This is a genomic window from Tardiphaga sp. 37S4 (assembly GCF_021044645.1).
Lineage (GTDB): Bacteria > Pseudomonadota > Alphaproteobacteria > Rhizobiales > Xanthobacteraceae > Tardiphaga > Tardiphaga robiniae.
In genome coordinates, this window is sequence record NZ_CP088008.1 from 1563069 (window position 1) to 1584737 (window position 21669).

A 21669-nucleotide genomic window follows, 5' to 3' on the forward strand; every position below is an offset into this window, starting at 1 on the left:
CAGCTTGATCCAATCGGAGGAGCGGAAGCAGTATCCATAGGGGGGGAGGTCTGACCTATTCAGACGTTCGCCTTCTGGACCGGCGCCCATCTCATTCAGAGATTTTTTCCTGGGTGGAGAAATCAGGGTGCGTACTGCTCTGCGTACTGGTCAATGACCGACAAGAAGCCAAGCGTCGATTGGGATGAGATCAAGCGAGATTATCTTTCTGGATCAATGTCTAACCGCGAACTCGCGGCTTGGTACTCGATCTCGGAAGGCGCGATCCGCAAGCGTGCGAAGAAAGAGGGCTGGGTCAAATCCGGTACGCAGCCGGAAGTGCGTACCGAGCCCCAGACGATAACCATAGTTCAGACACCGGTCACACCGGAGACGACCAGCCCTGAGGCGATAGTCGGCCGAGGCCGGAACCTCACCCTTCGATTGCTGGATGAGCTAGACGCCACAACCTCAAAGCTCGGTGAGCTGGAGATGATGATCGATACGTCGATCGATGGCGAGGATGCCGACCAGCAGCGCCAGGCGCTCAAACAGGCGGTGTCCCTCAAACAGCGGGCCGAGGTGCTGAAGTCTCTCGCGCTGGCGGCCAAGACGTTGAACGAGTCCGGCGCCGGCGCCGACAACGGGAAGAAGGCACAGCGCCAGCGTTCTGCCGAACAGGTTGCCCAGCCGGGCAGTAAATACGCCCCGCCTTCTGCGCCTAAAACAGTTTCAACGCACTGATGGTCAACCCCGAGTGGACGACGTCTTGCCCCGACTGGCGAGATCGCATTGTCCAGCGAAGGTCGCTTATTCCAAGCCCGCTGTTCGCCGATGAGGCAGCCGCGGCGCTGGATGTCTTCAAGTCCCTGCGGATCGTTGATGCGCCGGGAAAACCGACCTTCGGTGAAGCATGTGAGCCGTGGGTATTTGATTTCGTCGCCGCGATCTTCGGGGCGTACAACCCGGACACGGCGCGCCGATTGATCCGTGAGTTCTTCCTGCTGATCAGCAAGAAGAACAGCAAATCGACAATCGCGGCCGGCATCATGGTCACGGCGCTGATCCGGAACTGGCGTCACTCGGCCGAGCTGCTGATCTTGGCTCCTACGATCGAGGTCGCGAACAACGCGTTCCAGCCGGCGCGCGATATGATCCGCGAGGATCCGGAACTTGATTGGGCGCAGGGCGGTCTTCTGCACGTCCAGGATCATATCCGATCGATCACCCATAGGACCACGAATGCGGTCTTGAAGGTGGTTGCCGCCGACAACGAGACGGTGTCTGGCAAGAAGGCCGCCTTTGTGCTGGTCGACGAGCTTTGGTTGTTCGGCAAGAAGCCACACGCTGACGCGATGCTTCGCGAGGCCACCGGTGGTCAGGTATCGCGGCCCGAGGGCTTTGTCATCTACCTGTCGACGCAGGCCGACGCCGAGCCGGCCGGCGTGTTCAAGGCGAAGCTGGAATACTTCCGCGCGGTGCGTGACGGCACAATCGAAGATCGCAAGAGCTTACCGGTTCTCTACGAGTTCCCGGAAAAGATGATCGAGAGCGAGACCTATCTCGACCCGGCCTTCTTCTATGTGACCAATCCAAACATTGGCCGTTCGGTCGACGCCGAGTGGTTGGTCGACGAGCTCAAGAAGGTTAAGGCCGCAACCGGCGGTGAGTATCAGGTCTATCTCGCCAAGCATCTGAACGTTGAGATCGGTCTGCGCCTGGCGAACAATCGTTGGGCCGGCGCCAATCACTGGGAGCGTTGCGCGAACAAGGATCTGCGTGACCTCGACACGCTGCTCGCGCGAAGCGACGTGGTTGTGGTCGGCGGCGACGGCGGCGGTCTAGACGATTTGCTCGGCCTTGTTGTGTTGGGCCGGGATCGCGGCACGCGGAAGTGGCTGTTATGGGCTCATGCCTGGGTGCAGCCGGATGTGCTGAAGCTCCGCCAAGAGATCGCGCCGCGCCTTCGTGACTTCGAGAAAGAGAAGTCGCTTACGATCTGCGAATACCCGACGCAGGACGTCGAAGAGCTCGCAGATATCATTGAGCGCGTCCAAAAGGCTGGGTTGCTCCCGGAAGAGGCCGCGATCGGGCTCGACCCGTTCGGCGTCACGGCGATGATCGAGGAGATGGTGTCCCGCGGCATCGAAGAGAAGCAGCTGCAGGGCATTGCCCAGGGATACAAGTTGAATGGTGCTGTCCTCGGCCTCGAGCGCAAGCTCGCCGACGGCACCATCGAGCACGATGGCTCCGCTCTGATGAACTGGGTCGTCGGCAACGCCAAAGTGGAGAAGCGCGGCAACGCCGTACTGGTTACCAAGCAGATTGCTGGCAAGGCAAAGATCGATCCTCTGATCGCCGCGTTCAACGCCGTGATGCTGATGTCTCGGAACCCAGAGGCTAAGCGCAACCCCGAATTCCAGATGCTGTTCGTCTAAGGAACAATGCCCATGACCGCGCTTACCCGCGCCTATTCTGTCATCGAGGTGAAAGCACTCGATGGGAAGCGTCGCACGTTCTCCGGCTGGGCCACGACGCCGGCGATGGATCGCGTGCAGGACATCATCAACCCGATGGGCGCCAAGTTCGCCAATCCGCTGGTGCTGCTGCATCAGCACAATCACGATGCGCCGATTGGCAACGTTACCTTTGAGAAGCCGACGCCGAAGGGCATCAAGTTTCAGGCTGAAATGCCAGTCATTAGCGATGCCGGACCGCTTAAGGACCGTGTCGATACCGCGTGGGGCGAGATCGAGCATGGTCTCGTGCGCGCTGTCTCAATCGGCTTCCGCCCGCTGAAATACGCCTTCAAGGATGATGGCGGCATCGAGTTTCAGGAGATCGAGATTTTCGAGCTCTCGACCGTGTCGATCCCGGCAAACGCCGAGGCCATCATTTCCGCCGTCAAATCAATCGATCGCAGGCTGCGTGACGCTGCCGGTGTGGTCGATTCCGAAATTCCAATCGACCCCAAGAGCGTAGCCGCGACAGGCAAGGACGCTCGCGTGGTTCGGTTGGCTGCCCCCGCCCGCGATCGGGCCCCACCATTCGTCATCCGCTCGATCAAACGGTAGGAGCTACCAATGAGCAAGTACGCAGAACAAATTGCGGCCTATGAGGCCAAGCGCGCGTCCCTCGTCGCCTTGATGGAGGGCGTTATCGACAAGTCGGCCAAGGACGGCACGACCCTCGATGCTTCCCAGCAGGAAGAATACGACGGCTTCGCCAAGGACGTGGAAGCCGTCGATCAGCACCTCGGCCGCCTTCGCACGCTCGACGGCCTGAGCAAGGCAGCCGAAACCGCGCGCCCGATCGCCGGTGCCACCGGTGAGCAGGGTACGCAGTCCCGCGCTCTGGCTGCTCCGGCCGTCATCAAGCGTGGCGACAAGGATGAAGCCTTCCCCGGCCAGAACTACACCCGTATGGTGATCGCCAAGACCTTGGCGCGCATCGACGATGTGTCGGCCGTGGGCGTCGCTCACAAGCGCTGGGGCCAGGCGTCGCCGCAGCTCGTCGAGAGCATCAAAGCAGCGGTGGCTGGCGGCGGCACGGAGTCCGGTGAGTGGGGCGCGGAGCTGGTCCACATCGACCGCTACACCGCCGACTTCATCGAGTTCCTGTATGCCCAGACGGTGTTCGACAAGCTGCCGCTCCGTGAAGTGCCGGCCAACGTCAACATCGCCGGCCAGGACGGCGCTGCTACCGGCTACTGGGTCGGTCAGTCGAAGTCGATCCCGCTCAGCAAGGCCGACTTCATGGACGTCAACCTGACGCCCCTGAAGGTCGCGGCGCTCGCCGTGGTGTCCAAGGAGTTGCTGCGGGATTCCTCGCCGTCGGCTGAAAAGCTGGTGCGCGATGCTCTCGTGGAAGCTTCGGCGCAGCGAGTCGATCAGACCTTCCTCGGTGCGGGCGCGGCTGTATCCGGTGTGTCGCCGGCGGGCATCCTCAATGGCGTTTCGGCGATCACCAGCGCCGGTAACGACATCGACGGCGTCATCGCGGACGTCAAGGCGCTCTATGCGACCTTCATCTCCGCGAAGAATGCCAAGGGCCTGCAGTTCGTCAGCACCGAGTCGTTGGCGAAGTCGCTCGGCCTGATGCAGAACGCTCTCGGCAACTGGGCTTTCCCCGGTCTGACGGCGAGCGGCGGTGCGCTTCTTGGCGATCCGCTCGTTGCGGGCGGCAATGTGGGTGCCGGCGACCTTATCCTGCTGAGGCCGTCCGATATCTACAAGATTGGCGACCGCGGTGTGGAGGTCTCGCTCTCGACCGAGGCCGCGATCCAGATGGACAGCGCTCCGGATGGTGCAAGCGATACGCCGACGGCCAACACCAGCGTCGTGTCGATGTTCCAGACGGACTCGGTGGCCATCAAGGTCGTGCGCCCGCTGAACTTCGCCAAGCGCCGCGCCTCGGCAGTCGCCTACATCGGCGATGCGGACTACGGCGCGATCTCCGGCTAATCGAAACTGAAGCGGGCGGTTCGCCGCCCGCTTCCTCTCGCGCGAGGATTGATGATGCGAACTCTGATTGCGACCAAGCCATTCACCTACGCCACCCGCCGTCTTAAGGCTGGTGATGGCTTTATTGTCCGCTCCGACAAGGACAGCCGCGTCCTGGTCGCTCTCGGAAAGGCAAAGGCCGGCGTCGTAAAGCGGGAGATGGATGGCGAAGACGCTGATCTCCGCTCGATGCGCGCGGAATACGAGCGGGTCCTGGGCAAGAAACCGTACCATGGGTGGTCGTCAGACCAGTTGCTCGAGAAGATCGTAGCCACGCAGGCTGGGGAATAATCCATTGCGCCTGCTCGGGTTTGATATTTCACGCACTAAGGCGGGGCCGACTACTTTGTCGCCGGTCGCCGAGTCTCGTGGGTGGTATACAATCCTTGAGCCGTTCGTTGGCGCATGGCAGCGGAACATCAAGGTCAACCGGGACAATGTCCTTTCCAATCCGGCGAACTTCGCATGCAAGACGCTTATCGCGTCGGACATTGCCAAGCTGCGGGTGAAGCTGGTTGCCAAGGACTCGAACGGAATTTGGAAAGAAGTCGACAACGCAGCCTATAGCCCTGTGCTGCGGAAGCCGAACCATTTCCAGACGCGCAACCAGTTCTGGGAGAGCTGGATCCTGTCCAAACTCAGCAGCGGCAATACCTATGCGCTGAAGGGTCGGGATAACCGCGGCGGCCAAGGCACCGGCAACGTCAAGGCGCTGTACATTCTCGACCCTGGTCTTGTGACGCCACTGGTGTCCGATGAGGGGTCCGTATTCTACCAGTTGAACCAGGATAATCTCTCCGGTCTCACCGAGAGCGTTATCGTTCCTGCCAGCGAGATCATCCACGATCGCTACAACTGCCTGTTCCATCCGCTGGTTGGCCTCTCGCCGATCTTTGCGAACGGGGTTGCAGCAACGAAAGCTCTCAACATCCAGAACAGTTCGGCCCGGTTCTTCGGCAACCGATCCATGCCAAGCGGCATTCTGACGGCGCCCGGGGTGATTTCAGAAGATACGGCGAAGCGGCTGAAGGATAACTGGGAGAAGAACTACACCGGCGACAATGTCGGCAAGGTCGCCGTGCTAGGCGATGACCTCAAGTTCTTGTCGATCGCCACCACCGCCGAGGATTCTCAGCTGATCGAACAGCTGAAATGGGCCGACACGGTCGTATGCTCCACCTATCACGTTCCGCCTTACAAGGTCGGAATTGGACAGATGCCGACGGTATCGAATGTGCAGGCTCTGAACCTCGAATATTACTCGCAGGCGCTTCAGCGCTTGATCGAGGATGCCGAGGAATGCCTCGATGCTGGGCTCGGCATTGGCTACGGGGAAAATCTCGGCGTTGAATTCGACACCGACAACCTGCTGCGTATGGATAGCGTCACGCAGATGGAAGTGATCGATAAGGGCAAGAACACTTTCACACCCGATGAGGCCCGCGCGAGGATCAATCTTGGTCCCACGCCCGGCGGCAACGTCGTCTACAGGCAGCAACAGGATTTCAGCCTTGCGGCGCTCGCAAAGCGGGACGCCCAGGACGATCCATTCAAGACGGATTCTGGCGCTCTAGCTTTGCCGCCGCCGGCGAAGCCTGAAGATGACGCCAGCGACGACGAAGCGCGCGGGCTGATTGCGGCAACTCTCCTGCGCAAAGAACTCGGTCTTTATCGGGATGCAGCATGAAGACTGAGCAGATCAAGGCCATGATCGTCGAGCTTGCTCCGGTCATCCGTGAATTCGTGGCCTCAGAGCAGGCGTCGCTTTTGAAGCGTATCGCTGAACTGGAGGCCCGTCAGCCAGAACGCGGCGAGAAGGGTGAACCTGGTGCGCGCGGCGCGGATGGGGTTGCTGGTCCGCAAGGCGAGCCCGGCGCCCGCGGTAAGGAAGGTGCGCCTGGCCTCGTCGGTGAGCGTGGTGTTGCCGGCGAGAAAGGTGAGGCCGGCCCCCCAGGCGATCCCGGTCCGGCCGGCAAGGATGCGCCGCCCGTTTCAGATGAGCAAATCGCTGTTGCTGTTGCGCGCTATATCGAGACTCATCCACCGCAGGCCGGTAAGGACGGCCGTGACGGTGTTGATGGCGCTGCCGGAAATGACGGCCGGGACGGCGCGGATGGTGCCGCGGGCCGCGACGGCATTGATGGAAAGGACGGGGCATCGGGCGCAAAGGGTGCCGATGGGCGCGACGGAGTTGGGCTCGCCGGCGCCGTCATTGATCGCTCTGGTGATCTTGTCGTGACGCTGACCAACGGCGAGCACAAGAATCTAGGACCGGTGCTGGGCAAGAATGGCGCTGATGGGAGCGCCGGCCTGCCAGGCGCGAACGGCGCCGACGGCCGCGACGGTGCCGACGGTCTCGGTTTCGATGATTTCGATCTCGTTGAGGATGAGCGCGGCTTTACGCTTCGGTTCTCGCGCGGCGATGTCGTGAAGGATTTCCCGCTCCCCGTCGTGACGGATCGCGGAGTGTGGCGTCCGCAGGACTATGCCAAGGGCTCTGGCGTGACGTGGTCCGGCTCATTCTGGATCGCGCAGCGCGACACGTCCGATAAGCCAGAGACGTCCGACGCGTGGCGGCTGGCGGTGAAGCGCGGCCAGAATGGCAAAGACGGTAAGGCTGCGTGATGGACCTGATCACGATCGAGGAAGCCAACGACCAGTTGCGGCTTGACCTGGAAAGCGATGAGGGAAGCCCACCGGACTATTCGGTAGACATCCGATTCGCTGAAGTTGAGCGCATGATCGCGGCGGCGACATCCACTGTCGAAGATTACATTGCCAGCTATGTGGTGCGGGAAGCGCCGACCTGGGACGAAGATACAGCACCGGCGCAGGTGAAGGCCGCCACGCTGATGATCCTCGCCTGGCTCTGGGAGCATCGAGGCGACGAAGACGCGCTCGCCGAGGGCTATCTTTCAGTTGCAGTGAAGGCGCTGCTGCATCGGTACCATGACCCTGTGTGCGCCTGATTGGTCTGGCGAGACGGCCATTGTCGTCGCGTCGGGGCCGAGCGCAAAAGATGTGCCGCTTTGTCGGGCGTGGGGAAGAGCGAAGTTTCTGGCCGTCAACGAAAGCTGGCGGCTGTGTCCTTGGGCTGATGCGCTCTATGCATGCGACGGCGCGTGGTGGCGCAAGAATATGGGCGTCCAATCCTTCAAGGGGCTGAGGCTCACATACGAGGTCGCCGCGGCGCGGCAGTTCGATTTGATGCGGGTGAGGATCGAGCGTGGCGAGCATTCCATCCTGCTGACTGGCGACCAAATCGGGGATGGTGGCAACAGCGGCTTTCAGGCGCTGAACCTAGCGATCAATTGGGGCGCCAAGCGGATACTGCTGGTCGGCTATGACATGACGCTTGCAGCCGGCGAGCATTGGCACGGGCGGCATCCTGCAGGATTGAACAATCCGCGCCAGCACAATGTGCGGCGCTGGTTGGCCGCCAAATGGTCTACGCCGCTCGGCGTCAAGATTGTCAATTGCAATCCGGAGTCGGCGCTTAACGCCTATCCGAAAATGAGTTTCGAGGAAGCATGCAGCCGCTTCTAGTCCGCGGGATGATGGGCCTTGGCGACAATCTTCGCCAGCGCGCGATCATCCGCCAGCTGATGGCCTCACACGAAATCTGGCTCGAAAGCTCTTGGGTCTCGGTTTATCACGACCTGATCGGCGAGGGCCTGAAGGTCGTCAACAAGCGGACGCGGCTGCGCACCCAAGCAAAGAATGCGATGCGGGAGTTCAGTCTGTTCTCGCGCTCGCGCTCACCCGCAGGTGTTCAGGCGCTGGCCGTCAACTATCCGCCAGATCTGGTCCGCCGCCACGGTTCTGTCATGGCCGCAATGTGCGCGGCGACCAGCACCGATATCTCGACTGCGGACTTCCGCCTTCCAATCCCGATGAGCTGGAAGGCAAAGGCTGCCGTCTGGCTCGAACAATGGAATACGGACCGCCCGATCTTGCTATATCGGCCATTGGTCGATCGGCCCTCCGATTGGGGCGGGTGCGCGGCCCGCAATCCGGACCACGCCGCATATGCGGAACTATTTCGATTAATCCGGGATCGGTTCTTTGTTGTCTCTGTCGCAGATCTGGTCCCGGGGAAGGAATGGATCGTTGGCGAGCGCATCGAGGCAGACGCTATGTGCCATGCCGGCGAGCTCGAGTTCGAGACGTTGGCCGCGCTAACGTCCATGTCTGCGATGGTGTTCTGCTCGCCTGGCTTCGCCGGTGTCCTCGCCCAGTCTGTCGGGACGCCAGTCGCCATGACGTTCGGCGGGTACGAGCGGAGCGCGTTCTTCTTCGAAGGTGCCAAGTCGGCGCCGGTGTTGGGGATTGATCCGATCGATCCGTGCTCCTGCTTCAGTCACCACCACGCATGCAAAAAGAGCATTGACATTGAGCAAGCCAAATCCCGCCTTGACCTATTCGCCCGCGAAGCGATCGACCGTCACCATCGATGCGCCGAAGGCCGATCTGAGCGGGCTGCCTAGCCGGTACGTTCATCCCGGCGAACTTGATATCTTGATCCATCTCATCCGCAGCGTTGACGCCCACACCGTCGTGGAGTTCGGATGCAACAATGGCCGCACCGCCGCGGCCGTCTTGAGGAACGTCCCCGGTATGGAACGCTATGTCGGCGTCGACGTCCCGCCTGGCTACAACTTCACATGCAAGGTTCAGGCTAAGGAAATCCCGCCGGCGCCCGGTGAGCTTGCGAGCGCAGATGAACGCTTCGAGTTGCTGCTGCGTGACCGCGGCACTTTCGATCTCGACGCGGATGACTTGCCTGCGTGCGACGTGGTTTTCGTCGATGCGGATCATAGCCGCGCGGCGGTGCTCAATGATCGGGAACTGGCGAAGGCGATAGTCAGGCCGGGCGGCATGATCGTCTACCATGACGACAATGGACTCGAAGTGGTCGACGTCAGCAAGGCTTTAGATGATCTGGCCGCCCGCGGCGCCAATATCGTGCATATTGCTGGAACTTGGCTGGCGTTCGAGAGGGTGTGATGGCGAACACCGGATCAATGCGTCACCGGATCACGTTTGATAGCCTCGGCGCAGTGGATGACGGCTACGGCAATACACAATCCGGCTGGGTCGAGAAATTCACTGTCTGGGCAGAAGTGAAGCCAAAGCTCGGCGGCGAGACGGTTCTCGCGGCACGGCTGCAGAGCCAGAACACCGTCAACATCACGGTGCGGCAGAGCTCCAAAACCGCCATGGTTCAGACCGACTGGCGCGCGCGCGATGTGCGTGAGGGCAAGGAGTACGCAATAAAATCGATCATCGACCCCGACGATGGCGGTGCATGGCTCGAGATGCTGTGTCAGATCGGAGTTGCTGCATGAGCAAGGCCAGTGTCACCGCCTTCAAGGCCGATCTCCAGCGGCGTAGTGAAAAGCTAAGGGCGAACGCGGCGAGCGCCACAGAGTTTGCTGCACAAGATCTGGCTGGCGCCATCCGTGGGCGCGCGAAGGTAAAGAGCGGCAACACAGCCAAGTCAGTTGCGGCTGTTCCTCTTGGGGGCAACAGGTGGCGCGTCCAGGCGGGTGGCGATTTGACGACCAAGGAAGTGCGCGAAGGCTCGGGCAAGTTCTACGATTATACCCGCGCCGAGGAGTTCGGCACCGTCACCGCCCCGGCCGTGCCGTTCTTCTTCAACACATACCGGGCGAAGAAGTCAGGCGTGAAGCGGCGGGCCGTTCAGAAAATCACCGACGGCGTGTTGAGCTGATCAATGGCAGGCATCGATGACCCGTCACTTCCTCTGCAGGCCGCAATTGTCGCCGTTCTGAAGGCTTCCGGATCGTCTGCTGGCGCTCGCGTTTATGACGCGGTGCCACCGGAGCAAAAGCGGCTGACGGATACCGGCGCGGCGTGGCCGTATATCTCGCTTGGAAACGTTCAGGTCATCAATGAGAAGATCGAATGTGTCCAAGGCGCCGAGGTCTACGTGACGATCGACGCATGGTCGCGCGCTGTGGGAAAGGTCGAGTTGAAGACCTTGGGTAAGAAGATCATCACCGCCCTCGATGATGTGGACCTCTCTGGCTCGGGGCTGTCGGTCAACAGCTGCCTGCTCGAAGACGTGAACTATATCCCCGACCCAGACGGCCTGACCAGCCATGGCATTTTTACCTTTCACATCCTTACAAACTAGGAGGCTCGCCATGGCGCGCGCAGATACGGTTCGGTTTTCTGAATTTCTCATCAAGCTTGGCGATGGCGCATCGCCCGAGGTTTTCGCACAGCCTTGCGGCGCAACATCGCGCGGCTTCAAGCGGACCGCAGCGCTGTCCGAAACCAACGTTCCTGACTGCGCGGACGAAGATGCGCCGTCTTGGCTTGAGCGCGACGTCACGTCGAACTCGGCCAGCTGCGACTTCTCCGGCGTCGTCGATAAAGACGACTTCACGGACTGGGACGACTATTTCGAGTCCGGTGAGACCAAGAACGTGCAGATCACCCTTGGTACGTTGGTCTGGCTCGGCCCATTCAAGATTTCCGATCTTGAGATCACCGGCCAGCGCGGGCAGCGCGTCACCTTCACGGCCACTCTGCAGTCTGACGGTCAGGTCTCGCGGACCACGCCGTGAGCGGTCACGGCACGATCCGGCTTCCGTTCGGGAATGCCGAGTACGACTTCAACGTCGCCAAGCACAAGCAGCTTTTCGAGCTGCAGGACAAGTGCGGCGTTTCCGCCACGGGAATGGATGGCGAGATCATCCATATCCCAAGCGGACCTCTGGAGATTTTCACGCGTCTCCGTGGCGGTTCGTGGCGCGAGGCCGACGTCGTCAACGCGATCAGGCTTGGCCTTATCGGCGGCGGGACGACAGTGCCTGAAACCTTGAAGCTTATGAAAGAGTTCGTCGAGGATCAGCCGCTCGGCTCCCTGGCGCCATTGGCGGCGCGCATCCTATACGCCTGCGTCTACGGCGTGCATGGCGACGAGTTGGGAAAACCGGCGGCGGAGGGGGCCAAGAGCGAAGCGGAAGATTCCACTTCGTCCGTTCCGCGCAGTACGGAACCGGCGCCGGAATAGGCTTTACGCCTCGCGAGATCGACGAACTTACGCCGTGGGAGCTCGCCGCATGCGTTCAAGGCTGGAACGCCGTTCATGGCGCCGAGCAGAAGCCAGAAGCGCCCAGTGATGCTGCCTTCAATAGGATGCTAGAACGCGATGGCCAATCCAGCGCTAACAATTGACGTCGATGCCAAGACGACGAAATACGACAAGGCGATGCAGGCTATCGGCGACACCGCCGACAAGAAGGTCGCCGAAATCGAGGCCAAGTTTGAATCCTTCGACCCGCAGCTGAACACCGAGAGTTATACGAAATCCCTGACTTCCATGGTCGCCGGCTTCGGTATCGCCGGCGTCGCAGTCGGCGCGGTCATCACGCTCGTTGCCGGCCTGAATAAGTCGCTCGCGGATACCGCCTCGATTGCCGATCGCGTCGGGCTCAGCACCGAGCGCTTCCAACAGCTCAAGTTCGGTGCGAACTCGCTGGGACTCGGTGATGACGAATTCAGCCGCTCAGTGGATTCCTTCGCGACCCGGCTTCAGGACGCCAAGTTCCAGGCAAATGATCTGACCCGGGTTTTCCAGGCAAACGGCGTTGCGATCAAGGACAGCAACGGACAACTGAAAGACACCAACTCGCTCATCGTCAATGCCGTCGATATCATCAAGCGCGCGCCGACGATTCAGGACGCATTGCAGATCGGAAGCTTCCTCGGTTTCTCGCGGGAGTTCTCGCAGAGCCTGCACGAGGCCGGTGACAATTATCTGAAGTTGGCCGCCCAAGCCAACGCTGCCGGCGCCGTCATCGATGATGCCACCATCCAAAAGGCGAAGGTCTTCACCGAGGAGTGGCACAAGGCGGCCACGATCTGGGGCTCGAGCTTGAAGGCCGCTGTCGGCGATGTTCTGCCGCTCCTGAATGATGCGGTGAACGGCGCCGTCGCCGTGATCAACGCCGTCAAGTCGGTCTACAGCTTCATCTCGGCAATCAAAGACTTCGCGATCACGCCGAACATCGACACGGCAAGCCTCAACCAGCTCAACGGGCTGTTGAAGCAATATGAGGACATCAAGAAGACCCTGGATGCCGGGCAGCCGCTGAACCCGATCCAGCTGTTTCAGGGTTCGAACATCCAGAACGCCGATCATCAGATCACCAAGGACGCGGTCGACGACGCTATCCAAGACCTGAATGATGAGATCGCTAAGCGTCAGAAGGACGTCGACCCGATCCGTGTACTTATAAACCGAAATGTTAGCGTCAATCCTGGTCCGAAGATTGCAACCGACAATGGCCGCGATCAGTTCGAGACCACCATCGACCAGCTCACCAAGCGAACGGCAATCATCAATGCCGATACTGCGGCGACATTTCAAAACAACGCAGTGCAGCAGCAGTTGCGTGCGGAATTCCAGCTTTTAAACGCGATCATGCGGGACGGTGGCGAAGTCACGCAGGCGCAGATAAATGCTTATGAGAAGCTCCGCACCACGATGAGTGCCCAACAGGCATTGACCGCATCAGGCATTCAGTTGACCGCAGAGCACAACAAGAAGTTCCTCGAGACGCCAGTTGCGGTAGGAGCGGCGACCGCTGCCTACGATATGGCGCGCGATTCCTTGGCGCGGATCAACAGCGCCAGCCAGCAGTTCGGGTCTGCGTTGTCCACGGCGTTCAGTGACGCAATCGTCCAGGGTAGGAGCCTGAATGATGTTCTGGCAAATCTTGCTCGCACGCTCGCCAGCAGCGCGATCAACTCCAGTTTCGCGTCGATCTTCAACGCCCCATCATCTGGAGGCTTGTCGCCTGCCGCCTCGTTCTTCTCCTCGATTTTCGGAACGGGTCACAATGCAGGCGGAACGAGCAATTGGCGCGGCGGCGCAACTTGGGTCAACGAAAACACCCCAAACCCCGAAATTGTCAATCTGCCGCGCGGATCTCAGGTAATTCCGAGCGCTCCCGTCGGTAGCGGCCGGTCGAATGGTGTGACCGTTAATCTTGTGGAAGATTCCAGCCGCGCCGGTCAAACACAGAAGTCAGATGACGGCGCCGGCGGTTTCGACCTGACCGTGTTCGTTGATTCAATCACAGCAAAGAATGCCGCAAACCCGGGCAGCGCGACCAGCCAGGTGTTGGCTCAGCGCGGCCGGCTGGCGTCGAGGTGACCCGTGGTTGATGCTTGGCCCGCCGAACTGCCACAGTGCCTCAATGTCGGGTTCTCCGAAGGCGAGGGCGATGGCATTCTCGAATATAAGCCCGATTCCGGGCCGTCCATCACTCGGCTACGGACGTCGGCATCGGTGCGCCCGTTGTCTGGACAGATGCGCCTGACGCGCGCGCAGGTCGCTGTGCTGCGCAATTTCTACAAGGTTACGCTGATCGGGGGGGCGCTCCCATTCACATTTCCAGATCCAACGGTCACCGGCGAGACCCTCCTGGTCCGCTTCCCCAAAGGCAGCCCGCCGAATTGGCAGCAGATCGGCGGCGGCGTGTTCCGAACCGGTATCTCATTTGAGGTGCTGCCGTGAGGGTGTTGGCGCTCAACTTTCGGAGGCTTGTGATTGAGCGGGAACCGGACGAGACTCCGATTATCCTGTTGACCATTACCCATCCGGCACTGGCGCAGCCTATCAAGCTGACCGCAGGGCTGATCAAGGTGCTGACGTGAGGGTGCTGTCGCTCAACATGCGGGAGGCGCTGTTCGGGCAGGAGTCCGGCGAGGTGCCGATCTTCCTGCTGACCATTACGCATCCAGATCTTGATGAACCGATCCGTCTGACAACCGACCCCACGGAGCGCAAGAGCGACACCCCGCTCATCTATCGGACCATGAGCCGAGGTGAAGAATTCATTTTTGCCGGCATCGACGTCACAATTCCGGACGAGCAAGACAAGTCGCCGCCCGCGTCAAAGCTGACTATCGAAAATGTAACGCGCGACATGATCCCGCTGGCGCGCTCTGTGAACTCGCCGCCTTCAGTAAAAATCGAAGCCGTATTGGCGTCGGCGCTTGACGACGTAGAAATGAATTGGCCGGCGCTCGACATGTCAAACCTAAACTATGACGCCGCGGCACTCCAATTCGACCTGACGATGGATGCTTTGGTGACAGAGCCTTACCCGGCCGGGTCGTTCTCACCCGCATATTTTTCTGGTCTGTATTACTGAGGATTGCATCATGAGCGGCATGTTCACGGCTGTGTATGTTCTGACATTCGCGTGCTCCGGGCAGTGTTTTGGCGTCGTATCCCCGCAAAAGATGGAGACGACGTCTCAGCAAGCCTGCTTGGCGATCCGCGACGCTCTGCTGAGAGACAATGTCCCGCCGCTCAGAAATGTATCTGCCGAATGCGTCGGCGAGGCTCGTGAGATGCGTGCTGAGGGACCGCGGGTCTTCATGCAGGCGGGAAGGTGACATTCGATTGTTTCGTCGGCCTCCCATACGCGGACAAGGGCAGGGGGCCTGCATACGATTGCTGGGGCTTGCTAGCATATGCGATGCGCGAACTGCGTGGCATTGAGCTCCCGTCCTATTCCGACCAATACGTCACTGCTGACGACCGCAAGGCGCTGGCTGCCTTGATCGCCGACGAGCTCGATCCCTGGGACGAAATCGCTCCTGGTCAAGAGCAGCCCTTCGACGCCGTCCTGATGCGTGAAGGCCGTTTCCCTCGCCACGTAGGCATCGTCACTGAACCTGGACGACTGCTGCATGTGTCGTCCGGCGAGACCAGCATAATCGAACGCTATCGCGAGGGCCCGCTGAAGCATCGGGTCGTGGGCTTCTATCGGTACCGGACTCATGAATGAATGCTCTCATCAAAGCACCGCTGCACGGGGAGATCATCGCGCCCGAGGCGTCGGTGCGCGCAATTGGCAAGACGCATCCGCTCAATGGCGGTCGCATCGAGTGCCATGTTCGCGCAGGTCTCTCGATCACCGAGATACTTATGGAAGCGCTCTCCGCGACGCCGGGAATGGTGCTCCGTCGGGACTTCGTTGTGCACATCGATGGCCATGTGGTCGAGGAGCGGCTGTGGTCTCGCGTGAGGGTCAAGGCCGGCGCAACGCTGACTTTTACGCCGCGTTTGCAGGGCGGGAGTCTGCGAAACGTCTTGGGATTGGTGCTGGCCGTCGCGGCACTTGTCGTTGCCGGCCCGATCGGCGGCGTCTTGGCCGCGAGCGCTTTCGGAACGGCTATCGGCATCAGCGCGGGGGTGGCGACTGCATTGGTGTCCGCAGGCATCATCCTCGCCGGAACACTGGCGCTTAATGCGCTGTTCCCGACGCGCCCTCCGGACGCGGCCATCACAAGCTCTGTGCCGGGGTCGCTCAACTCAATTCAAGGCGCGCAGAACCAGTCAAATCCATTCGGGCCAGTTCCGGTCGTTCTCGGACGACACCGGCAGTCGCCGTATTATGCAGCGAAACCCTACACAGAAATAATTGGTGACGACCAGTATCTGCGGCTTTTGTTCTGCTGGGGCTACGGTCCCGTCGACGTCAGCGAGATTCAGATCGGTGAAACCCCGTTGTCGGCGTTCACCGAGGTCGAGATTGAGCACCGCGCCGGTTTCCCGTGGGATGCGCCGATCACGCTATATCCGGGGCAAGTGGATGAGCAGACTCTGGCAGTCGACCTTCTGAGCGCCGATGGATGGCAAGTGCGCACGACGGCGCCGGAGACAGATGAGGTAACTGGCGACGTAGCTGCACCGCAGGGCATTTATCAGGTCAACTCCGAGACCGGAAATCTTGACGGCTACAACGTCCTAGTGCCGGTCCAATATAGTGTCGCTGGGGCGAACAACTGGGTTTATCTCGGGACGCTGAATTTCACGCGGTCAACGGTCGCTCAGCGCCTTGGGTTTCGCTTCGTTGTGCCGCGTGGGCAATATGATGTGCGGGTCCAGAAGGCAACGGCGGATGCCAATAGCGACAAGATCAGGGATACGGTCACATGGACTGCATTACGTAGCATCAAGCATGCCCCGCCGATCGCTTTCCCAAAGCCTCTCTGTGTTACGGCAATGCGGATCAAGGCGACCAACCAACTTTCCGGCGTCGTCAATACGCTGAACGGCGTTTGCCAGTCGCTTGTGTCTGCCTTCGATGGCGCGAACTGGAACGCCAACACGGCATCTCAGTGGCCACCCGATCTTTTCCGCCATGTCCTGCAAGGTCCAGCCAATGCCCGCCCAGAGCCTGACGCCCGCATTGATCTCGGAAACCTGCAGGCTTGGTGGAGCTATTGCGTCAGCAACGGGTTCAAGTTCAATCAGATAATTACCTCGGTTGGCTCTGTTTACGACAAGCTGTGCGACATCGCCGCTGCTGGTCGTGCAGTCCCTACATTCATCGACGGAAAATGGGGTGTCATCTGGGACCGGCCGAACGATTCTATCGTTCAACACTTCACGCCGCGCAACTCATGGGGCTTTCAGGGTCAGCGGGCGTATGCCCAGCAGCCGCACGGATGGCGCGTCAACTTTATCAATGAGAAGAACTCGTTCACCGCGGACGAGCGCATTGTTTATGACGATGGCTACGACGCTAGCAACGCAACTCTGTTTGAGGGCATCCAGTTTCCGGGCGTGACCGATCCGGCGCTGATTTGGAAGCATGGTCGTTTCCAGATTGCGCAAGCCAGGCTGCGGCCCGAAAAGATCACGCTGAACTCTGGCTGGGAGCATCTGGTCTGCACGCGTGGGGATCGCGTCAGGGTCACCCACGACGTCCTTCTGATTGGCCTCGCTTCTGGCAGGGTAAAGGGCCGAAGTGGCCAGGTCGTCACCTTCGACGAAGTAGTCACGATCGAGCCCGACAAAACATATGGTTTTCAGGTCCGCGTCCCGGAAGACGCACGGTCTCTGCAGTTCTCTGTCGATCCGGCGACCGTAGCGGGCGAATACACAAGCCTGACATTGTTGGGCGACTTGTCGCTGGTGAAGACCGGCACTCTTTTTGGCTTTGGAGAAACGGATCAAGAGTCGACCGTCTACCGCGTTCAGGGCATCTCCCATCAGAAGGATCTGATTGCTGCGCTGACGTTGGTTGATGATGCGCCGGAGATTTCGCAAGCCGATCAGGGCACGATCCCGAATTATGACGCGCATGTTTCGGTGCCGCCAGACCCGTTCACCCTAGCGCCGCAGGACTTTCGATATCTGGAGGCAACGGACGGGCTCGACAATTCAGTCCGCGCAATCATTCGGCTTTCATGGACTGCAGCACGGCGCGGCAAGATCGGCGCCTCGGAAGTGCAAATCGCGAGCGGCGATGCCGACTGGAAGCCGCTCGACGTTCTGCCGTACCCGCAGTTCTCGCTCGATGTTCCGCTTGAAGCGCCAGGCGTGTGGAGCTTTCGGGTCCGCTTCCTGTTCGACGACAACAGCTTCTCGAAATGGGTGACACTTTCGAAATTGACGCTGCTGGGTCTTTCGGCCCCGCCGCCTGATATCGTGACCATTCGGGCCGTCGCCTATGTCGACAGCAATACGTCCCTCTCATGGGACGAGGTCGTCGACTACCGGCCAATCCGGTACGCGGTCCGAAAAGGCGATAGCTGGGAATCTGGTCTTGAGCTCGGGACGATTGCTCATCCCCCGTTCGCGGCCCACGGCAATGGGACCTATCTGGTTAAGGCTTACTGCGGACCTGACGCGCTGCGGTCGTACAGCGTCAATGCTGCACAAGTTGAGATCGAAGGCGCCTCGCTCGTCAAAAATGTCATCGCGACGAGAGATGAGAAGGCTGATGGATGGGCCGGTGTCTATACGGGGACGGTCGCCAAGTCCGGCGTTCTGATCCGCACCGGGGGCTCAAGCGACATTCTCTCTGCCCCTGACTTTCTCGGCACGCCGGACATCCTCAATCTCGGCGGGCAGGGCGACGGCACCTATGAGATCGCGCCGTCACGTTACGTCGATGCAAGGCGCGCCACAGCGTGTCGGGTCACCATCACATGGAAGGGCACAGGGCAAGTCGCGACTGACGACATACTGTCGAACCCCGATATTCTCAATAATCCGGACTTCCTCGCGGCCGGGTCGACGGATCTAGTTGAGGTTTATCCGGAGATTTCGGTTGCGCAGAACGACAGCATCGGCGACGTGTTCAACCTCGATCCTTCTGAGAATCCGGGCAACGACATCTTTGCGGAGCCGGACGTATTCAGTTCGGACGTCTCCTTCGGGCCGTGGATCAAATATGAGCCAGGCTTGTATGTTGGCCGCTGGTTTCGGGCGCGGATGGTGCTCAAGACTTACGATCCTCAGGTCACGGCTATCTGCCTGGATTTCACTTTCAGCGTCGACGTGCCTGATCGTGTCGACACATGGGCGCTGGTCGCCGGGGTCGGCACATCGCTCAACCTGAAGACTGTCCCGGCGGCTGGGCTCGATATCGTATTCGCCTCGAACGGGAAGACCATTGCGGAGCCTTTCAATGGCGGGCCCAACGCCGACGCCCTGCCGCTGATCCAGATCACCAACACGTCGGCGTCGAATTTCGACTTCGAAGTGACCAGCCTCACTAAGAACGGATGCACGATCATTCCCCGGCTCGCCGGCGTGCAGACCGACGCACCCAAGACTAACATCACCATCCAAGGCTGGTGAACTTCTAACCATCAAAGGACTGACCGAATGAAGGCTCTACGCTTTCTGCGAGCGCTCCCGCTTGCGCTGTTGTTGATCACGCCAGCGCGCGCGGATCAGGGCACAATCGTGGGACCGATCGTCGGCCCGAAAACCATGACGGAAGTGATGACGACGCTGAATGCGGCGTTGCTCGCAATCCAGTCGTGCAACTCGGGGACGACGGCGCCGGCCAACGGACCGGGCGGGCTGCCGAAGGCGTTCCAATGCTGGGCAGATACTAGCGCGTCGCCTGTCATCACTTTTAAGACCTATGATGGTGCGTCGTGGGTGGCGTTCGGTCAACTAAACACCTCGACCCATGTCTGGACGCCTTATCGCAACGGTGCCCTGATCGCCGCCGTGGCCACCAGCTCGAGCGCGGCCGATCTGACGACCGGTACTCTGCCGGCGGCGCGGTTGCCGGTGCCAACTTCATCAACCCTCGGCGGCGTCCAGTCTAAGACCTGCTCGGCATCGCAGTGGCTGAACGAAGTCACCACGTCGGGCGTTCCGAGTTGCGCGCAGCCGAATTTTACCGACGTAGCTGGGACCGTGGCGCTCGCGCAGTTGCCGGCCTTCTCTGGAATGTCTGCCGCAGCTGCGGCTGCAGATGCCGATACATTCCCGACCAATCAGGGCGCCGGAAACCTGAAGCAGACGCTCGCGGCGATCAAGACGTGGATCAAGGCGTGGATCGTCAAGGCTGACGTCGGTCTCGGAAACGTCGACAACACCAGCGACGTCACGAAGTGGGGCGCCACCAAAACTCTTACGAATACCACATACAATTGCGGCTCAACCGGCAACGTCTGCACGGTCCGCCTTGCATCTGATATCACTGGTTTCGGGACGGGTGTGGCGGCGGCGCTCGGCGTGAACATCGGCTCAGCCGGCGCGGCAGTCTTGTTTAACGGCGCCGGCGGCACGCCTTCGTCGATCGTGTTGACCAACGCAACCGGTACGGCGCCTGGTCTCACCGCCGGCAATGTCACGACCAACGCCAACCTGACAGGTGAAGTCACCAGCGTCGGCAATGCTACGACGGTGACAAATGCATCGGTGATTGCAAAAGTCCTCACGGCCTTTTCGGCCGGTGCCGGCACGGTGTCATCGTCAGACTCGATCCTGACGGCGTTCCAGAAGGTCGTCGGAAACATCGCTCTCAAGGCGAATTCGGCGAACCCCGTATTCACGGGGGTCGAGGATAGCCAAGGCACACTCAAGCTTTCCAGCTTCGTCACATCGACGCAGGTCACAGCAAACCAGAACGATTACACCGCGACCGACGGGTCGAATACCTGCAGCACCAAGTTGACGCTTCGCCTATCGAGCAATGCTACCCGAAACATCACGGGACTGTCGTGCGGGCAGGCTGAGGGCGACCTCAAGGTCATTCACAATGTTGGCGCGCAAAGCATCATCCTGACCAATCAGGACGCCGGCTCGGCCGCCGCAAACCGTTTCTTGCTCGGCGGCGATATGACCTTGGCGCTCGATACGTCCGTCACCCTCCGATACGACGGTGTGGCCTCTCGCTGGCGTGCGATCACGACACCTGGCGCCGGAGGCGGCGGCGGCGGTGTTACGAGTGTCACGATTGCTGCGGGTGGGGCTGTCGGCGTCTCCGGCACTTGCACGATTACCGGATCCGGAACGTGCACTGTCTCAGTGGGCAGCAATGTTCTAATAAACGACTTTAGGATCAATCAACGCGGATACGCTTCCGGCGCGACGCTCGCCGCCGGAGCCTACGGGCATGATCGCTGGAAGGCCGGTGCAAGTGGCGGCGATTATTCATTTACTCAACTGGCCAGCAGCACGACGATCACCATCGCGGCCAATAAGACGCTCATGCAGGTTGTCGAGGACAAGAATGTCGTCGGCGGATCCTACACCCTAAGTTGGTCGGGTACCTGCCAAGCGCGATACGGCGTCAACACCGCAACCCCATCGGGCTCATATACGGCGGGGCCCGTTGCAATCGCCGGGCAGACGGCCGGCACCACCATGTCGGTCGAGTTCGGCAATGGCGCCAGCAGCTGCACGCTTGGGTCGGTGAAGCTCGAGTCGGGCTCGGTTGCTACACCGTTCGTGATGCCTGACTACGTTCAAGAGTTCACGCGTTGTCTGCGCTATTTCGAGAGGCTCGGACCGGGCGGCATGATTGGTGTCGGACATGCGATCAGTACGTCGTCGGCATATATCGTACTCAATTACGCAAAAAAGCGCGCAGTGCCTACGATGACGATCACCAACTATGCGAGTTTTGTCGTCTACAATGCATCAGGCGCAGGCGTCGCTTGGGGCGGGTATACGGGGCCTTTCAACGCCAGCACAGTGTCACTGTTGGTGGCGCCATCCGCCATGTCCGGCCTCGTTGCCGGTAGCGGCGTCGAGACTTTCGAAAACCTCGGAACCGGAACAATTGATTTGAGCGCTGAGCTTTAGGAGCTCGCTGAGCTCGCGATCGATAGGCGTCATAGGCTTCCCAAGCGCAAACTCCCTTTCTATATCAACGAA

22 protein-coding genes are annotated in these 21669 nt (G+C 60.3%); all 22 read left to right on the forward strand.

The genetic code is table 11. The annotated features are described in order from the left end of the window. The first annotated feature begins 153 nt into the window (after positions 1-153). Entirely contained in the window at positions 154-723 is a 570-nt protein-coding gene (locus LPB73_RS07480; protein ID WP_231080156.1) for a hypothetical protein, read from the forward strand. Continuing rightward, complete coding sequence (locus LPB73_RS07485; protein WP_231080157.1) at positions 723-2417, forward strand: terminase large subunit; 1695 nt, start codon at positions 723-725, stop codon at positions 2415-2417. The genes LPB73_RS07480 and LPB73_RS07485 overlap by 1 nt, the downstream gene beginning before the upstream one ends. 12 nt (positions 2418-2429) lie before the next feature. Then, on the forward strand, positions 2430-3053 hold the full coding sequence (locus tag LPB73_RS07490) for an HK97 family phage prohead protease (protein ID WP_231080158.1): 624 nt from the start codon (positions 2430-2432) through the stop codon (positions 3051-3053). A 9-nt stretch (positions 3054-3062) separates the two neighbouring features. Next, on the forward strand, positions 3063-4442 hold the full coding sequence (locus LPB73_RS07495) for a phage major capsid protein (RefSeq protein WP_231080159.1): 1380 nt from the start codon (positions 3063-3065) through the stop codon (positions 4440-4442). A 54-nt stretch (positions 4443-4496) separates the two neighbouring features. Beyond that, positions 4497-4772 carry an MIZ1 family protein gene (locus tag LPB73_RS07500; protein WP_231080160.1) on the forward strand — a complete coding sequence of 92 codons (276 nt, stop codon included), beginning with the start codon at positions 4497-4499 and terminating at the stop codon, positions 4770-4772. A gap of 4 nt (positions 4773-4776) precedes the next feature. Continuing rightward, positions 4777-6168: a phage portal protein gene (locus LPB73_RS07505; protein ID WP_231080161.1), complete on the forward strand. Its 1392-nt coding sequence runs from the start codon at positions 4777-4779 to the stop codon at positions 6166-6168. Then, positions 6165-7106, forward strand: a complete 942-nt coding sequence (locus tag LPB73_RS07510; RefSeq protein WP_231080162.1) for a collagen-like protein — start codon at positions 6165-6167, stop codon at positions 7104-7106. Before LPB73_RS07505 ends, LPB73_RS07510 begins: the two co-directional genes overlap by 4 nt. Further along, on the forward strand, positions 7106-7450 hold the full coding sequence (locus LPB73_RS07515) for a head-tail connector protein (protein WP_231080163.1): 345 nt from the start codon (positions 7106-7108) through the stop codon (positions 7448-7450). Before LPB73_RS07510 ends, LPB73_RS07515 begins: the two co-directional genes overlap by 1 nt. Then, positions 7431-8027, forward strand: a complete 597-nt coding sequence (locus tag LPB73_RS07520; RefSeq protein ID WP_231080164.1) for a hypothetical protein — start codon at positions 7431-7433, stop codon at positions 8025-8027. The genes LPB73_RS07515 and LPB73_RS07520 overlap by 20 nt, the downstream gene beginning before the upstream one ends. Continuing rightward, entirely contained in the window at positions 8012-8968 is a 957-nt protein-coding gene (locus tag LPB73_RS07525; RefSeq protein WP_231080165.1) for a hypothetical protein, read from the forward strand. Before LPB73_RS07520 ends, LPB73_RS07525 begins: the two co-directional genes overlap by 16 nt. Then, on the forward strand, positions 8895-9488 hold the full coding sequence (locus LPB73_RS07530; RefSeq protein WP_231080166.1) for a class I SAM-dependent methyltransferase: 594 nt from the start codon (positions 8895-8897) through the stop codon (positions 9486-9488). Before LPB73_RS07525 ends, LPB73_RS07530 begins: the two co-directional genes overlap by 74 nt. Further along, a complete protein-coding gene (locus tag LPB73_RS07535; RefSeq protein WP_231080167.1) occupies positions 9488-9829 on the forward strand; it encodes a phage head closure protein in 342 nt (113 codons plus the stop codon). Before LPB73_RS07530 ends, LPB73_RS07535 begins: the two co-directional genes overlap by 1 nt. After that, entirely contained in the window at positions 9826-10215 is a 390-nt protein-coding gene (locus tag LPB73_RS07540) for an HK97 gp10 family phage protein (protein WP_231080168.1), read from the forward strand. Before LPB73_RS07535 ends, LPB73_RS07540 begins: the two co-directional genes overlap by 4 nt. Positions 10216-10218: 3 nt before the next feature. Further along, a complete protein-coding gene (locus LPB73_RS07545; RefSeq protein ID WP_231080169.1) occupies positions 10219-10641 on the forward strand; it encodes a DUF3168 domain-containing protein in 423 nt (140 codons plus the stop codon). A 10-nt stretch (positions 10642-10651) separates the two neighbouring features. Next, positions 10652-11077 (forward strand): phage tail tube protein, encoded by a 426-nt coding sequence (locus tag LPB73_RS07550; protein ID WP_231080170.1) that lies wholly within the window; start codon positions 10652-10654, stop codon positions 11075-11077. Then, the gene (locus tag LPB73_RS07555; RefSeq protein WP_231080171.1) at positions 11074-11526 is read left to right on the forward strand and encodes a gene transfer agent family protein; all 453 of its coding nucleotides are present in this window, start codon (positions 11074-11076) and stop codon (positions 11524-11526) included. Before LPB73_RS07550 ends, LPB73_RS07555 begins: the two co-directional genes overlap by 4 nt. 138 nt (positions 11527-11664) lie before the next feature. Further along, the gene (locus tag LPB73_RS07560) at positions 11665-13674 is read left to right on the forward strand and encodes a hypothetical protein (RefSeq protein WP_231080172.1); all 2010 of its coding nucleotides are present in this window, start codon (positions 11665-11667) and stop codon (positions 13672-13674) included. A 3-nt stretch (positions 13675-13677) separates the two neighbouring features. Further along, positions 13678-14037 carry a hypothetical protein gene (locus LPB73_RS07565; RefSeq protein WP_231080173.1) on the forward strand — a complete coding sequence of 120 codons (360 nt, stop codon included), beginning with the start codon at positions 13678-13680 and terminating at the stop codon, positions 14035-14037. A gap of 136 nt (positions 14038-14173) precedes the next feature. Then, positions 14174-14677: a DUF1833 family protein gene (locus LPB73_RS07570; protein WP_231080174.1), complete on the forward strand. Its 504-nt coding sequence runs from the start codon at positions 14174-14176 to the stop codon at positions 14675-14677. 243 nt (positions 14678-14920) lie between these two features. Further along, a complete protein-coding gene (locus tag LPB73_RS07575; RefSeq protein ID WP_256461273.1) occupies positions 14921-15319 on the forward strand; it encodes a C40 family peptidase in 399 nt (132 codons plus the stop codon). Then, on the forward strand, positions 15316-19128 hold the full coding sequence (locus tag LPB73_RS07580; protein WP_231080176.1) for a host specificity factor TipJ family phage tail protein: 3813 nt from the start codon (positions 15316-15318) through the stop codon (positions 19126-19128). The genes LPB73_RS07575 and LPB73_RS07580 overlap by 4 nt, the downstream gene beginning before the upstream one ends. Positions 19129-19701: 573 nt before the next feature. Continuing rightward, entirely contained in the window at positions 19702-21597 is a 1896-nt protein-coding gene (locus LPB73_RS07585; protein WP_231080177.1) for a hypothetical protein, read from the forward strand. Positions 21598-21669 lie beyond the last annotated feature (72 nt).